15 protein-coding genes are annotated in these 15,468 nt (G+C 69.8%); 13 read left to right on the top strand and 2 right to left on the bottom strand.

Annotated elements, in window-relative coordinates; genetic code table 11:
• Positions 1-205 precede the first annotated feature (205 nt).
• The 4 genes from ACY34M_RS02135 to obgE all read left to right on the top strand — a co-directional run bounded on the left by ACY34M_RS02135 (position 206) and on the right by obgE (position 3,890).
• Positions 206-1,528: a phospholipase D-like domain-containing protein gene (locus ACY34M_RS02135; protein ID WP_462717295.1), complete on the top strand. Its 1,323-nt coding sequence runs from the start codon at positions 206-208 to the stop codon at positions 1,526-1,528.
• Between the two features lie 187 nt (positions 1,529-1,715).
• Positions 1,716-2,036, top strand: coding sequence for a 50S ribosomal protein L21 (rplU, locus tag ACY34M_RS02140; RefSeq protein WP_306323874.1), 321 nt, complete (start codon positions 1,716-1,718; stop codon positions 2,034-2,036).
• Positions 2,037-2,050: 14 nt separating this feature from the next.
• Positions 2,051-2,305: a 50S ribosomal protein L27 gene (rpmA, locus tag ACY34M_RS02145; RefSeq protein WP_306323873.1), complete on the top strand. Its 255-nt coding sequence runs from the start codon at positions 2,051-2,053 to the stop codon at positions 2,303-2,305.
• Positions 2,306-2,441: 136 nt separating this feature from the next.
• Positions 2,442-3,890, top strand: a complete 1,449-nt coding sequence (gene obgE / locus ACY34M_RS02150) for a GTPase ObgE (protein ID WP_462717296.1) — start codon at positions 2,442-2,444, stop codon at positions 3,888-3,890.
• A gap of 224 nt (positions 3,891-4,114) precedes the next feature.
• On the opposite strand, the gene ACY34M_RS02155 is transcribed toward obgE, so the two are convergent.
• A complete protein-coding gene (locus ACY34M_RS02155) occupies positions 4,115-6,196 on the bottom strand; it encodes a hypothetical protein (RefSeq protein WP_462717297.1) in 2,082 nt (693 codons plus the stop codon).
• A gap of 259 nt (positions 6,197-6,455) precedes the next feature.
• Here ACY34M_RS02155 and proB point away from each other — a divergent pair, with 259 nt between their 5' ends.
• The 5 genes from proB (at position 6,456) to ACY34M_RS02180 (ending at position 11,490) form a co-directional block, all read left to right on the top strand.
• Entirely contained in the window at positions 6,456-7,607 is a 1,152-nt protein-coding gene (gene proB, locus ACY34M_RS02160) for a glutamate 5-kinase (RefSeq protein ID WP_462717298.1), read from the top strand.
• A gap of 167 nt (positions 7,608-7,774) precedes the next feature.
• Positions 7,775-8,266 carry a hypothetical protein gene (locus ACY34M_RS02165; protein ID WP_462717299.1) on the top strand — a complete coding sequence of 164 codons (492 nt, stop codon included), beginning with the start codon at positions 7,775-7,777 and terminating at the stop codon, positions 8,264-8,266.
• A 128-nt stretch (positions 8,267-8,394) separates the two neighbouring features.
• Positions 8,395-9,684: a glutamate-5-semialdehyde dehydrogenase gene (locus ACY34M_RS02170; protein ID WP_462717300.1), complete on the top strand. Its 1,290-nt coding sequence runs from the start codon at positions 8,395-8,397 to the stop codon at positions 9,682-9,684.
• 49 nt (positions 9,685-9,733) lie between these two features.
• Positions 9,734-10,312, top strand: coding sequence for an SCO2584 family spore wall biosynthesis protein (locus ACY34M_RS02175; RefSeq protein ID WP_462717301.1), 579 nt, complete (start codon positions 9,734-9,736; stop codon positions 10,310-10,312).
• A gap of 89 nt (positions 10,313-10,401) precedes the next feature.
• The gene (locus ACY34M_RS02180) at positions 10,402-11,490 is read left to right on the top strand and encodes an SCO2583 family membrane protein (RefSeq protein ID WP_462717302.1); all 1,089 of its coding nucleotides are present in this window, start codon (positions 10,402-10,404) and stop codon (positions 11,488-11,490) included.
• A 3-nt stretch (positions 11,491-11,493) separates the two neighbouring features.
• Here ACY34M_RS02180 and ACY34M_RS02185 read toward each other — a convergent pair whose 3' ends face one another.
• Complete coding sequence (locus ACY34M_RS02185) at positions 11,494-12,588, bottom strand: M48 family metallopeptidase (RefSeq protein WP_462717303.1); 1,095 nt, start codon at positions 12,586-12,588, stop codon at positions 11,494-11,496.
• Positions 12,589-12,710: 122 nt separating this feature from the next.
• Here ACY34M_RS02185 and ACY34M_RS02190 point away from each other — a divergent pair, with 122 nt between their 5' ends.
• From ACY34M_RS02190 to ACY34M_RS02205, 4 genes are all read left to right on the top strand, one after another.
• Positions 12,711-12,851 (top strand): hypothetical protein, encoded by a 141-nt coding sequence (locus ACY34M_RS02190; protein ID WP_462717304.1) that lies wholly within the window; start codon positions 12,711-12,713, stop codon positions 12,849-12,851.
• Positions 12,852-12,916: 65 nt separating this feature from the next.
• A complete protein-coding gene (locus ACY34M_RS02195; RefSeq protein WP_462717305.1) occupies positions 12,917-13,078 on the top strand; it encodes a hypothetical protein in 162 nt (53 codons plus the stop codon).
• A gap of 43 nt (positions 13,079-13,121) precedes the next feature.
• Entirely contained in the window at positions 13,122-13,784 is a 663-nt protein-coding gene (gene nadD / locus ACY34M_RS02200; RefSeq protein ID WP_462717306.1) for a nicotinate-nucleotide adenylyltransferase, read from the top strand.
• Between the two features lie 27 nt (positions 13,785-13,811).
• Positions 13,812-15,434 (top strand): LCP family protein, encoded by a 1,623-nt coding sequence (locus ACY34M_RS02205; RefSeq protein WP_462717307.1) that lies wholly within the window; start codon positions 13,812-13,814, stop codon positions 15,432-15,434.
• The last annotated feature ends 34 nt before the right edge of the window (positions 15,435-15,468 follow it).

The following is a 15,468-nucleotide window of genomic DNA, read 5'->3' on the forward strand; positions in this document are numbered from 1 at the left end:
GCCCCCGCACAGCGCTGCTGTGCGGGGGCGTCGTCGTACGAGGGACGTGGTGCGGGGGTGACGGTGAGATGTCGCGAAGTGCACGCGATGTGACCCCCGCCTCTTGGTGCACGGGCAACCGCCTGTAAAAATCAGGCGGTCATACAAGTGAAGGACATGGGCGGGCGTTGGGGAGACGCGTGTCTGTGTCAGGGGAGGGAACGTGATGGCGCACATGCGTCTCAGAGGCACGGGCCGGCACCGTGCCGCGAAGCCGGCCAAGGGCGGACGGCAGGCGGTGGCCCTGGCCACCGTGCTCTCGGCGGCCGGGGTGCAGGCGGGAGTCGCCGAGGGGACCGCGCAGGCGGACACCACGCGCACCTGGACCGAGGGCCCGATCTTCAACAACCCGCTGGGCACCGCGCAGGAGCAGTACGCCATCCGCACCCGGCTCGTCGAACTGACGGACGCGGCGCTGCCCGGCTCGACCATCAAGGTCGCCGTCTTCCACGTGTGGGAGCAGACGATCGTCGACGCGCTGAAGCGGGCGAGGGACCGCGGCGTGCGGGTGCAGATCCTGCTCGACTCCACCAGCAAGACCGACCGGCCGGACAACACGGTGTACTCGCAGCTGGTCGCGCTCTTCGGCACCAGCCGCGCCAACCCCTCCTTCGTGCAGCTCTGCCCCACGGACAAGTCCTGCCTCGGCGACCCGAAGTTCGGGAAGTCGATCATGCACAACAAGTTCTGGCTGTTCTCTGCCGTCGAGGGCGCCACGAACGTCGTCGTGCAGACCACGGCGAACTCCACGCCGTCCGCGAGCACGAAGTTCTTCAACGACGCGCTCCAGCTGCCCAACAACCGGGTCCTGTACAACGCGTACGCGGACTATTTCGACGACATGGCCGTCAAGGACTGGGCGAACTGGGACTACCGCACGGTCAGCAACGGCCACTACAAGGCGTACTTCTTCCCGCGGGCCGGCACCACGAACTCCACGGACACGCTGCACTCGGTGCTCAACAACGTCTCGTGCACCTACAAGGACGCGGCGACCGGCGCCACGAAGAAGACGGTCGTGCGCGCCGCGATCTTCCAGATCACCCGGCAGGCCATCGCCGACAAGCTGGTCTCGCTGAAGAAGGCGGGCTGCACCGTCCAGATCGAGTACGCGACGTCCGACAGCGGCACCTGGAAGTCGATGCACGCGACCGGCGCCCCGCCGGTGCGCTGCTACAACGACCCGCGGACCTCGCCGACGACGCCGTACATCATTCACACCAAGTACGTGGCGATCGACGGCGTGTACGACGGTGCGCGCAACAAGATCACCTTTACCGGCTCGCAGAACGCCTCGAACCCGGCGCTGCGCGAGAACGACGAGGCGTACGTCAAGATCGACGACGACTCAGTGCACAACACGTACGTGCAGCACTTCAACAAGGTGTGGGGCGTCGCGTATCCGGGAGCCTCGGACAGCACGAACCTGTGCAAGGGCGTCAAGACGCTGCCGCAGGACGGTGAGACCAAGACCGTCAAGACCACGTGAGTCCGTTGGTCAGGGGGCCGGTTTGCCCTTCTGTGGGGCGCCCCGTAACCTTGACCGTCGGCGTGTCCATAGATGCGCCTCACTCCCGTAAACCTTTTTCCTCCCGGAGTTCCTCGTGAAATCCGGGAGAGGCCGCCTCGCGCGGCTGGACTGCGGGGGTTCCGTTCCGAGCGAGAGAGAGATCCGCGTGTACGCCATCGTGCGCAGCGGTGGTCGCCAGCACAAGGTTGCTGTCGGCGACATCGTTGAGGTTGACAAGATTTCCACCGCCAAGGTTGGCGACGCCGTAGAGCTCTCTACGCTGCTCGTTGTCGACGGCGACGCCGTGACCAGCGACCCGTGGGTGCTGGCCGGCATCAAGGTCCAGGCCGAGGTCGTGGACCACCACAAGGGCGCGAAGATCGACATCCTTCGCTACAAGAACAAGACCGGCTACCGCCGTCGCCAGGGTCACCGTCAGCAGTACACGGCGATCAAGGTCACCGGTATCCCCACGGCTGCGAAGTAAGGGACTGAGACAAGATGGCACACAAGAAGGGCGCATCGTCCACTCGGAACGGGCGCGATTCCAATGCTCAGCGGCTCGGCGTGAAGCGCTTCGGCGGTCAGGCCGTCAACGCCGGTGAGATCCTGGTCCGCCAGCGCGGCACCCACTTCCACCCGGGCAACGGCGTCGGCCGTGGCAAGGACGACACGCTGTTCGCGCTCGACGCCGGCGCGGTGGAGTTCGGTACCCACCGTGGCCGCAAGGTCGTGAACATCGTCCCGGTCGCCTGAAACGCCTGACGGCGCATCGACCTGGATTTTTCGCGAGGCGGACCTCACTTCCCGATTCGGGAAGCGGGTCCGCCTTTCGCGTTGTTTGAATAGACGTAACACGCAGTAGACATTCCGTATCTGGAGGCACTGACCAATGACCACCTTCGTGGACCGCGTCGAGCTGCACGTCGCCGCGGGTAGCGGGGGCCACGGCTGTGCCTCCGTCCACCGTGAGAAGTTCAAGCCGCTCGGCGGCCCGGACGGTGGCAACGGCGGCCGTGGCGGTGACGTGATCCTGGTCGTCGACCAGGACGTCACGACGCTGCTCGACTACCACCACTCGCCGCACCGCAAGGCGACCAACGGCGCTCCCGGCGCGGGCGACAACCGGTCCGGCAAGGACGGCCAGGACCTGGTCCTGCCTGTGCCCGACGGCACCGTCGTCCTCGACAAGCAGGGCAATGTGCTCGCCGACCTCGTCGGCCAGGGCACCACGTTCATCGCCGCACAGGGCGGCCGCGGCGGCCTCGGCAACGCGGCCCTCGCATCGGCCCGCCGCAAGGCGCCCGGCTTCGCCCTCCTCGGCGTGCCCGGCGACCTGCGCGACGTCGTCCTGGAGCTCAAGACCGTCGCCGACGTGGCCCTCGTCGGCTACCCGAGCGCCGGCAAGTCCTCGCTGATCTCGGTGCTCAGCGCCGCCAAGCCGAAGATCGCGGACTACCCGTTCACGACGCTGGTCCCGAACCTGGGCGTCGTCACCGCCGGCTCGACCGTCTACACGATCGCCGACGTCCCCGGCCTCATCCCCGGCGCCAGCCAGGGCAAGGGCCTCGGCCTCGAGTTCCTGCGGCACGTCGAGCGGTGCAGCGTCCTCGTGCACGTCCTCGACACGGCGACGCTCGAGTCCGAGCGCGACCCGGTGTCCGACCTCGACGTCATCGAGGCGGAGCTGAAGGAGTACGGCGCCGGTCTCGAGAACCGGCCGAGGCTGGTCGTGCTGAACAAGATCGACGTGCCCGACGGCCAGGACCTCGCCGAGATGGTGCGGCCCGACCTGGAGGAGCGCGGCTACCGCGTCTTCGAGGTGTCGGCCGTCGCCCACAAGGGCCTCAAGGAGCTGTCGTACGCCCTCGCCGAGCTGGTCGCCGAGGCGCGTGCCGCCAAGCCGAAGGAGGAGGCGACCCGGATCGTCATCCGGCCGAAGGCCGTGGACGATGCGGGCTTCACGGTGAAGCGCGAGGACGCCGACGGTGAGCCGCTGTTCCGCGTCCGCGGCGAGAAGCCGGAGCGCTGGGTGCGCCAGACCGACTTCAACAACGACGAGGCCGTGGGCTACCTCGCCGACCGGCTCAACCGCCTCGGTGTCGAGGACGAGCTGATGAAGGCGGGTGCGCGGCACGGCGACGGCGTCGCCATCGGCCCCGAGGAGAACGCGGTCGTCTTCGACTGGGAGCCGACGATGATGGCGGGCGCCGAGATGCTCGGGCGCCGCGGCGAGGACCACCGTATGGAGGCGCCGCGGCCGGCCGCGCAGCGCCGCCGCGACCGGCAGGCGGAGCGGGACGAGTCCCAAAAGGAATACGACGACTTCGAACCCTTCTAGCCTCCGGCGACCGGGTCGTCCGGGCGGGCCGCACCAATGGGTGCGACCCGCCCGTTTTCGTTGCGCGGCACCACGGTGCCGCTCATTCAAGCCCCTGCGGCGATTGAGCAGCGGGGTACGGGGCGGAGCCCCGGCCTTTCAAGCCCCGCCGGCGATTGAGGCGCGGGTATGCGAAGGGGCCCGGGAGACATCTCCCGGGCCCCTTCGCACGCACCGCAAAGGTGCTACGCGGTCACCGTGTCCTCCGGCTCCGCCTCGGCGACCTCCGCCGCCTGTTCCTCGACGGAATCCTCACGGGTCGGCGGAATCTCGTCCTCACCCCGCGCCGCCATCCGCGCACGCCGCTCGTCCGCCTTGGCGCACAGGGCACGTACCGCGGTGTTGAAGCGGTCGATGGACGGCGGGTCCGACGGGCCGAGAAGGTGCTCCTTGAGGGCCGCACGGGCCTCGGCGTGCGGGTCCTCGATCTCGCCCCGGACGGTCGCGAGCAGCGCGGGAACCTCGGTCGCCTCGGGCGCGAGGATCGTCGCGGCACGCACCGTCGGGAAGCCGGAGCGGAAGTCCTCCTCCGAAAGCCCCGACGTGTTCGCGACCGCGTACGGCTTCTCGCTGCTCAGCCAGTCGGAGACGACCGAGGAGACGTCGGAGACGAGGACGTCCGCCGCGTTGAAGCAGGTGAAGATCGCGGGCCGCGCCTGGGTGATGATCAGGTGCTCCCACTCGGGGAACGACGCCCAGTACGCCTCCTCCCACGCCGCGGTCGCCTCGGCCACCGCCGCCGCCCGGTCGCCCTCGGGCCGGCCCTGGAGCAGCATCCGCTCCATCTCGTCCGTGCCCTTGGCGAACTTGGTGGAGGTCAGCTCGTTCAGCGCCTCGGCACGGCGCTCCAGCTCGGCGGCGGCCTCGGGGCCGGGACGCGCGCCGGAGCGGCGGGTGTTGGCCTCCTGGATCATCGCCATGATGCGCTGGTTGGCCTCGCCCGCGGCGGGGACCTGCGAGCCGGTCATCGGGTGCGGCTTGTAGATCAGCCGGACCTTGGGGTCGTCGAGCAGGTGCCGGACGATGTTCTCGCCGGCGAGGATCACCGACGTGTTGCCGGGGTTGCCGTCCCAGCCCTCCCAGGTGGGGGCGTACAGCACCGTGGTGTACTCGCCCGTCGCCGGGCCGTCGGCCAGCTGGATGGGCGCCAGCTGCGGGCGGCCCACCTCGACGACGTCCCGGTCGTCCACCCCGACGTCGGCGAGCTGGTAGCGGTCGCGCGCCGCGGGACCGGCCACCCACACCTCGTCGTACGCCTTCGCGTACGGGTTGCAGGACGAGAGCTTGTCGGACTCGCCGTGGTTGATGAAGGCGTGCTTGATCGTGGGGATGCGAAGCACCTGCGAGGTCTTCGCGGCGTTCGCCGGGTGCAGCAGCATCTTCAGCGTCGAGTTCTCCAGGGAGAACATCGTGGCGACCTTCGGGAAGCAGATGATCGGCACGTCGGTGGCGTCGATCTTGTTCACCATGAAGCGCTCGCGGAGCACGAGCAGCGGCTTGCCGTCGACGTCGGCGAGCGTGGAGAGCCACATGTTCGCCTGGTACGCGGAGGTGGTGCCGCCGGAGAAGTACATGCCGACGGTCGGCTGGTACTCGGCCAGCCACTTGTCGAGCCACTCGATGGCCTTGGCGTCGCTCACGGGACGCTTCTTCGGCAGCAGCCACGTGCCGAGGAAGACCGTGCCGAGGAGGAACAGGGCGATCGAGACGCCGATGCCGATGACACCCCACACCGCGTTGGTCGTCGCCGCCGTGATCACCAGTCCGAGCGTGGACGGGATCGCGAAGGTCAGCAGGCGGTGCGCGGCGCGCCGGGCAAGGAGGCGCGGCGGCGACTTGGAGAGGTTCAGCGCGGACGCGTCGATGTTGCGCGTGACGATCGGCAGCGTGCGGGAGCGGCGCACCAGGACCGCGGCCGCCTGGCAGGCGAAGTGCAGCAGGTACATCGCCAGCACCATGACCAGCAGCGGCGCCTGCTCGTCGAGCGGGTTGATGCCGTGGATGCGCAGCAGGCCGACGAAGATCAGCATGTCGCGCAGCAGTTGCCGCACCGTCACGTCGAAGCGGATCTTGCCGAGCAGCGAGAGCAGCCCCGGCTGCTTGTACTGCAGATAAGTGTCTAGAGCGAGTCCGGCCGCGCTCGCGGCGACGAAGACGGGCACATACGGAACGAGCGCGCTGACGAGCTGGGCCACATAGAGCGCGAACATCGTGAACAGCGCGGAAAGCTGTACGAGGCGGCGCGAGGCACGTCCGGCGGAGGGCACGGGCTGGGCTCCTGGCAGGGGGTCTCGGAGGGTGGGGGGACCGTGGGGGAGGTCCACCTCGCGGAAATGCTGACCACTGACCGTATGACTTTCAGTGGCCCCCTAGCAATCCTCCAGGGCCGCAAGCAGGGGAAACAAGGGCAAATGGCGTGAAAGAACAGGGACCGATTCCCTGCGTTGATTACCCGGCGTCCACGGCCCTGTCCGTACCTCGAAACCCAAGAGCGGTCGAAGCGGCAGGTCACGTACATTGCCAGGCATGTCAGGGGCATCAACTGGGGCAGCAGCAGCGGCGCGGCAGGATGTGGCGGCCGCCCGCCGGATCGTCGTCAAGGTCGGATCGTCGTCACTCACCACGGCGGCGGGGGGACTGGACGCGGACCGCGTTGACGCCCTCGTGGACGTGCTCGCCAAGCACCGCGGAGGCGGCGAGAAGGAGATAGTCCTCGTCTCCTCGGGTGCCATCGCCGCCGGACTCGCCCCGCTGGGCCTGCCCCGCCGCCCCAAGGACCTCGCCCGCCAGCAGGCCGCGGCCAGCGTCGGCCAGGGCCTCCTGGTCGCCCGCTACACCGCCTCCTTCGCCCGCTACGGCGTCCGCGTCGGCCAGGTCCTCCTGACGAGCGACGACATGGCGCGCCGCGCCCACCACCGCAACGCCTCGCGCACCCTCGACCAGCTCCTGGCGATGGGCTCCTTCCCGATCGTCAACGAGAACGACACGGTGGCCACCGACGAGATCCGCTTCGGCGACAACGACCGGCTCGCGGCCCTCGTCGCCCACCTCGTCCACGCGGACCTCCTCGTCCTCCTCTCCGACGTCGACGGCCTCTACGACGGCGACCCCAGCAAGCCCGGCTCCTCCCGCATCGCCGACGTGCGCGGCCCCGCCGACATCGCCCACGTCAAGATCGGCTCGGCCGGCAAGGCGGGCGTCGGCACCGGCGGCATGGTCACCAAGGTCGAGGCCGCCTCGATCGCCGCGGCGGCCGGTGTCCCCGTGGTGCTGACGAGCGCCAGCCACGCCGCCGACGCCCTCGCCGCCCGCGACACCGGTACGCACTTCCACCGCACGGGCCGCCGCAGCGCCGACCGCCTGCTGTGGTTGCAGCACGCCTCGACGCCGCAGGGCGCGATCACCCTCGACGACGGCGCCGTACGGGCCGTGGTCGAGCGGCGCAAGTCGCTGCTGCCCGCCGGGATCGCGGCCGTGGAGGGCGAGTTCGCCGCGGGCGACCCGGTCGAGCTGCGCGACGAGCAGGGGCGCGCGGTCGCCCGCGGGCTCGTCAACTTCGATGCCAAGGAGATCCCGCAGCTGATCGGCCGCTCCACCCGCGAGCTGGCCCGCGACCTCGGTCCGGCCTACGAACGGGAAGTCGTACACAGGGACGACCTGGTCATCCTCCAGGCTTGAAACGGGCCGCGCGCCTTCGAAACCGCCTGTGTGAAAGGCCGAAAGCCTGCCACCCGCGGGGGACCTTCCCCAAAACCGCCCCAAGAAGCTCCGTGTCCTGCTCAACTCTTGAGGCAGGGAGTTCATCCAGGGAAGGTCCGCACGACCATTGCGCAAAGGAGGCCGTCGTGAGACGAGCGCGCCCGGGGGTCGCGTCCAAGGGGCCCCGAAGGTCGGCGGAGCGGGCTCTGACGAGCGTGGCCGCGGGAGACGCGTACGAGGAGGAGTCCGCGGGGGAGACCGTGGGAGAGGCGGCCACTGAGGGGAACGCGGAGGAGGGCCCCCGCCTGTGGCACGTCACCCTCAGCGTCTCCGGCGCGGAGGCGCCGATCGCGGAGGTGCGCCGCGGCCTCGAACAGCTCGCGCACGACCACCCCTTCCTGCTGACGAGCCGCTACGCGGTCGACCATGCCGAGATCCGCTACTGGGAAGAGGCCCGCGACCTGCACGACGCGGCGGCGGTGGCGCTGCGCCTGTGGGGCGAGCACCGCCGCACCTCGCAGCTCCCGCCCTGGGAGATCGTCGGCCTGGAGGTCATCGACCGCCAGACCTACCACCAGCGCATCGCGGAGGGCTACGGTCCCTTGCCGGCCACTCCAGTGGGCGTCCACCCCTTCTAGGCAGAAGAGGCGCGGGGGCCGCGACGAGGCGGAAACCTCCACGCCTGTGGCCCGGGCCGTTTTGAGCCATGTCTCAACTCCCGAAACACCGGGTGGACCGCCCCCACACCCCGGATACCCTGCGGAGCATGACGTCGCTGCCGCTGAACCCGTACGACTCGATGACCCCGGTCACCCGGGCCGCGTACCGCGCAAGGTCCGCGGCCAACGATCTCGCCGCCCTGCCGCGCGCCCACAAGGACGACGCCCTCGGCGCCATCGCCGACGCCCTGGAAGTGCGTACCGCGGAAATCGTCGAGGCCAATGGCAAGGACATCGCCAAGGCCCGCGAGGCCGGTACCCCCGAGGCGATCATCGACCGCCTCACCCTGACCCCGGAGCGCGTCCGCGCCATCGCCTCCGACGTGCGCGACGTCATCTCCCTGCCCGACCCGGTCGGCACGGTCGTGCGCGGCAACACCCTCCCGAACGGCATCGACCTGCGCCAGGTCCGCGTGCCCCTCGGCGTCGTCGGCATCATCTACGAGGCCCGTCCCAACGTCACGGTCGACGCCGCCGCCCTCTGCCTCAAGTCGGGCAACGCGGTCCTGCTGCGCGGCAGCTCCTCGGCGTACGAGTCGAACACCGCGCTGGTGCGCGTGCTCCGCGACGCCGTCGGCGGCGCCGGTCTGCCCGCCGACGCGATCCAGCTCGTCCCCGGCGAGAGCCGCGACTCGGTGACCGAGCTGATGCGCGCCCGCGGCCTGGTCGACGTACTGATCCCGCGCGGCGGCGCCTCGCTGATCAAGAACGTCGTCGAGAACTCGACCGTCCCCGTCATCGAGACCGGCACCGGCAACTGCCACGTCTACGTGGACGCCGAAGCCGACCTCGACATGGCGGTCGACATCCTCGTCAACTCCAAGGCGCACCGCGTCTCCGTGTGCAACGCCGCCGAGACCCTGCTCGTCCACAAGGACATCGCCGCCGCCTTCGTGCCCCGCGCCCTCGACGCGCTCGCCGACGCGGGCGTCACCGTGCACGCGGACCAGCGGATCGCCCAGTACGCGGGCGGCTCCAAGGCGACCGTCGTCGAGGCGACCCCCGACGACTGGGAGACCGAGTACCTCAGTCACGACATCGCGGCCGCGGTCGTCGACGACATGGACCGGGCGATCGAGCACATCCGCCTGTGGTCTTCCGGCCACACCGAGGCCATCGTCACCACCTCGCAGGCGGCGGCCCGCCGCTTCACGCAGCTCGTCGACTCCACGACCGTCGCCGTGAACGCCTCGACGCGGTTCACCGACGGCGGCCAGTTCGGCTTCGGCGCCGAGATCGGGATCTCCACGCAGAAGCTGCACGCCCGCGGGCCGATGGGCCTGCCGGAGCTGACAAGCACGAAGTACATCGTCACGGGCGACGGCCACACTCGTTGAATTCCCGCACGGTCTGCCCAAATTGACCCCTTCGGTCTAGGCTGGACGCGTGCCGGAGGACGTGGGGGGCTCGCCGTTCCCGGACGGCTGGGAGCCCGACGACGACCAGGACCGCGGGGGTTGGGACGAAGAGTTCGCCTCCGTGGTCTTCGACGAGGACTTCGTCAAGGCTGCCGAGGTCCATGAGCCCACCGCGGTCGAGCGGCTGCTCGCCGCCGCGCAGGCGCGCGCCGAGGCCCAGGAGGCCGAGGCCCGCAGGGCGCGCATACGTCCGGGCCCCGAGGACGAGTTCTACGACGACGTGGACGGGTACGGCCGGGGCGACGACGGCGACTTCGGCTGCTACACGGACGAGTCGGACGAACTGTACGAGGAGGAGCTCGACCGGGACGGCCGGTCGGGCGGCATCCGCTGGCGCAGGCCCGTCGCCTGGGCGCTCGCCCTGCTGATGGGCATCGGCATGGTCGCCCTCGCCTTCACGGCCGTCTACCGGGGCGCGTCGTCGGGCAGTCAGGACGAGGTGCCGCCGCCCGCGACGACCGAACTGGAGAAGAACGTTCCGGGTACGCCCTCCGCCTCCGCGGACTACTCCCAGCCCGCCGTCTCGGCGGTCCCGAAGACCCCCTGAGGGGGCGCTCGGGGCGCTCTCACGGGGGTCTGGAAAGTTGACGCGCACCAGGGCGTTTACCTCGCGTCGCGGAGACCTACCCTGAAGGTATGAGCGGGCCAGGAGACCCACCGGAGGGGACACCGGAAAGCGGTCCCGGCGGTGGCGGCAGTGAGGAAGAGTACCGATCCGTCGTATTCGACGAATCGTTCGTCAAGGCTGCCCGGCTCCAGGAGTTCTCCGCCCGGGAGCGTATCGGCGACCACTCACCGGCCGTGCGCCGTCTGCCCGTGCTGCGCCGCGGCTTCACCCGGCAGGCCGTCATACTCGTCGTCCTGATCGTGGTCGCGTTCGGTACCGCGGTCTACATGGGCGTACGCAGTCCCTACCGGACGACCCCGGTCGCGCGGAACACCGAGCCGCTGCGCATGACCGTCATCCCGCTCGCCCCGACGGGCCGCGTCCCCGGCTCCGAGTCCGTCAACGAACTGTACGAGCACAGCCCCGCCGCCCACTTCAAGCGCGCGGCCCGCGCCATCGACCTCCCGGACGACCCCAAGGCCACCGCGCACTTCTCCGACAGCCAGGTCGTCGCCGCGCTGACCACGGCCAAGGACTACCTCGTCGACTCCTCGCTCGACCCCGACGTGCTCACGCACGGCGCCGTGCGCCCGGTGCGGACGCTGATCGACCCCCAGCAGCTCCCGCAGTTCGACCAGAGCGTCAACAGGCCGATGACCGACGGCCGGCACGCCGCCACCGGCTGGCTCGTCCGCTTCGACCCCGCGCAGACCGCGCTCGCCGACCCGCGCATCCGGGTGCGCGGCGCGCTGCGCGTGACCGAGACCGATGCGAACACCCTCGAAGTGACCTCGGACCACACGTTCGTCTACGCGCTGCGGCCCACGGCGAAGGCGGCCGACGGCGAGAAGACCAAGGCGTCCCTGTTCACCGTCCGCCGCTCCATGCACTTCCGCTTCGACCGCCAGGACCTGCGCAACCACCAGACCGAGCTGGTCGTCTCCTACGTCCAGGCGGGCCCGCAGGCCTGCTCGTCCGACGCCGCCGGATATCTGCACCCGCTGCTCGCGGGCCAGAGCGCCCAGCAGGGCGGCCCGGCGGGCACCGACCCGTACGCGACGGACAGTGCGACCGCGCTGTGCGGCGCGCTCGCACCGGACGCCCAGCCGAAGGTGTAGGCCTCAGCTCTCGCCGTCGTCGCCGGTCGTGCTGTGGTTCCCGGAGTTGCCGCCGCCGTTGCCGGTGCCGAAGTTCCCGAAGCCGCGCCGCACCCGGCCGCCCAGGTCGCCCGCGCCGCCCGCGATGTCGCTGACCAGCTTCATCAGCGGATCCTTCGAGGTCTTCACGCTGTCCGTGTAGTGCGAGGCCGACTCGCGCCACGAGTCCGTCACCGAGGTGTCCTTGTCCTCGCTGCGGCGCGGGTAGTGGCCGTCCATCAGACGCTGGTAGTCACGGGTCGCCGCCCACTTCTTCAGCTCGGCGGCCCGCACCGTGGTGAACGGGTGCGAACGCGGCAGCACGTTCAGGATCTTCAGCACGGAGTCGCGCAGATCGCCCCCGGCCTCGTACTCGTCGGCCTGCTTGAGGAACGCGTCCACGTTCATCTCGTGCAGGTGGTTGCCGCCCGCGATCTTCATCAGGCCGCGCATCGACGCGTTCAGGTCCTGGCCGACGAGCAACCCGGCGCGGTCCGCCGAGAGTTCGGACTTGCGGAACCACTCGCGCAGCGCCGTCACGATCGCCATGATCGCGAGGTTGCCGAGCGGGATCCACGCCACACGCAGCGCCAGCGACGTCAGGAACAGCAGGATCGTCCGGTACACCGCGTGGCCGGACAGCGCGTGCCCCACCTCGTGGCCGACGACCGCCCGCATCTCCTCCTCGTCGAGGAGCTCCACAAGTCCCGTGGTGACGACGATGATCGGCTCGTCGAGGCCGATGCACATCGCGTTCGGCTGCGGGTCCTGATTGACGTACATCGGCGGGACCTTCTCCAGGTCCAGGATGTAACAGGCGTCCCGCAGCATCGTGTTGAGGTGCGCGAACTGCTCGTCGGAGACCCGCACCGAGTCCGACAGGAACAGCAGTCGCAGGCTGCGCTCGGGCAGCAGTCCGCTCAGCGCCTTGAAGACCGTGTCGAACCCGCTCAGCTTGCGCAGTGCCACGAGCGCTGAGCGGTCAGCGGGGTGCTCGTACGCCCGCGAGGAGATTCCCGGGAAGCGTCGGCGCTGCCTGCTGGGTACGTGTCCGTGCTGCTCGTTCGGTTCGTCGGGCATCCGACTTCCCCCATGTTCCGTGTGTGCGACGTGTCTCGTCGTGTCCGGGCGTGCCCCCAAGGTGGGATCCAGACTAGGCGGATATACCGTGACGGGGCAGCACACAGAAGGAGCGAACCGTCATGGAACACATCGAACACGTCATCAGCGCGGCGTCGGACCAGGGCGCGGGGAACCTGCTGCGCACCGTACTGATCGTGGGCGTCCTGGGCGCGGCCTTCCTCGCCTGGTTCCTGTTGCGGGGCTACAAGCGCGACGACTGAGCCCACCGCTTACGATGGGTCAGAAGTCTTTATCCCGATCCCACACCGGATAGGTCCTGCTGAAGATGAGCCTCCACAGCACCGCTGCCCAGCTCGCCACCCTCGCTGCCGAGGGCGAGAACGGCGGCAACCACGAAAGCATCAGCCCCCTGGTGACGGGTGGTGCCGCTTTCATCATCCTGCTCCTGCTGCTGTGGATCACCACCCGCTTCAACCGCGACCGCTAGCCCGGGCGGAACCAGTGGGATCGGGCCAGTAGGCTCTGCACGCATGGGAGCGCAGGACATGCCTACCGGCCCGGTCAACAACCCGGCCGGCGGCCCGGATCACGAGTGGGCCTCACCGGCCAAGCGACGCCTCGGCGTCATGGGCGGAACGTTCGACCCGATCCACCACGGACACCTGGTGGCGGCCAGTGAGGTCGCCGCGCAGTTCGACCTCGACGAGGTGGTGTTCGTGCCCACCGGGCAGCCCTGGCAGAAGAGTGACAAGCAGGTCTCCCCGGCCGAGGACCGCTACCTCATGACGGTCATCGCGACCGCCGAGAACCCGCAGTTCTCGGTGAGCCGCATCGACATCGACCGCGGTGGTCCGACGTACACCACGGACACGCTGCGCGATCTGCGCCAGCTCAACCCCGAGGCCGACCTCTTCTTCATCACGGGTGCAGACGCCCTCGGCCAGATCCTCACTTGGCGCTACACCGACGAGCTGTTCTCCCTGGCACACTTCATCGGAGTCACGCGGCCGGGGCACACGCTGGCCGATCCCGGGCTGCCCGAGGGCGGCGTCTCGTTCGTCGAGGTCCCCGCGCTCGCCATCTCGTCCACGGACTGCCGTGACCGGGTCGCCAAGGGGGACCCCATCTGGTACATGGTGCCGGACGGTGTGGTGCGCTATATCGACAAGCGCCAGCTGTACCGAGGCGACTGAACCCAGACGCCGCCGAGAGGGGCATCGGTGAACGACCGATACGACGGTTACGACCAGCAGAATTACGAGCTGGTCGGCTATGACGAGTTTGGCCAGCCGGTCTACCGGGCGGTTCAGCAGGCCCCGTCGTACGACCAGAACTCCCCGTACGGATACGGCTACGACCCGTACGCGAGCGGCCGGCAGCAGTCGGCGGGACAGCAGCCCCAGCAGCCTCCGCAGCAGTCCTCGTACGACCCGTACGGCGCGCAGCAGCAGGCCACCGCGTACATTCCGCAGCAGACCCCGCCGCCCGCGCCGCAGCCGCAGCAGACCCCGCCGCAGGCGGCCCCGCAGCCCCCGCGGGCGCCGCAGCCTCCCCCGTCCTCGCCGTCCTCGCACGCGGACCGTGACTACCGCACCGAGCAGTTCGACTTCGTCGAAGAGCCCGACGAGGACTCCGAAGACGTCATCGACTGGCTGAAATTCACCGAATCGCGCACCGAGCGGCGCGAGGAGGCGCGGCGCCGCAGCCGCAACCGGGGCATCGCCCTCGTCGTCGTTCTCGCCCTGTGCCTGGTCGGCGGCGCCGGCTACCTCTGGTACCAGGGCAAGCTGCCGTTCCTGTCGAAGGAGGCGGGCAAGACCGGCACGGCCGCCGCGACCGGTCCGCAGAACCGTGACGTCATCGTCGTCCACCTGCACAACACCAAGGGCGGCGGCACGTCCACGGCGCTGCTCGTGAACAACACCACCACGAAGCGGGCCACCTCCGTCCTGCTGCCGAACTCGCTCGCCCTGTCGGACGACGACGGAGCGAACACGACGCTCGCCAAGTCCGTCGACGACGACGGCTCCTCCGGCACCAGTGACGCCCTCGACACCCTGCTCGGCACCGACATCCAGGGCACTTGGCGACTCGACACCCCGTACCTCAACAACCTCGTCGAACTCGTCGGGAACATCGAGGTCACCACGGACGTGAGCGTGCCCGACCCGAGCAAGAAGGGCACCGTGCTCGTCCACAAGGGCGCGAACCAGACCCTCAGCGGCCAGGCCGCCGTGGCGTACGCGACGTACCGCGCCAAGGGCGAGCCGCAGACGGCGCAGCTGAACCGGTTCGGCCAGGTCATGCAGGGCGTGCTGCGCAAGCTGTCGTCCGACCCGCAGGCCGCGACGACCACCGTGCAGACGCTCGCCCAGATCCTCGACCCGTCGCTGACCGAGAAGGACCTCGGCGCCTTCCTCGCCAAGCTGGCCGACCGGGCCAAGGAGGGCGACTACAAGAGCGAGGTGCTGCCGGTGCAGAGCGGCGGCGCCATCTCCCGCTCCACCGCGAACTCCGTGGTCGAGAACGTGCTCGGCGGCACCGTGAAGTCCCCGTCCAACGGCGACTCGCTGCGCGTCGGCATCGAGAACGCCACCGGGGACAAGGCCCGCACCGAGAAGGCCCGCGTCGCCCTGGTCAACGGCGGCTACACGTTCGTCTCGGGCGGAACCGGAACGGCCGTCGCGACCTCCCGGGTCACCTACGCCGACGCCGCGCACAAGAACGACGCCGTGGAGGTCGCCAAGACCCTCGGCCTGCCGACGTCCTCCGTGACGAAGGGCAAGGCGGCGAGGAACGCGGACGTGTCCGTGGTGCTCGGCCAGAACTACACCGGCCAGTGACCGCCCACCGGTGGCCCGGCGCCCGCGCGCGTGG

This window comes from Streptomyces sp. EDA2-14, assembly GCF_054963755.1.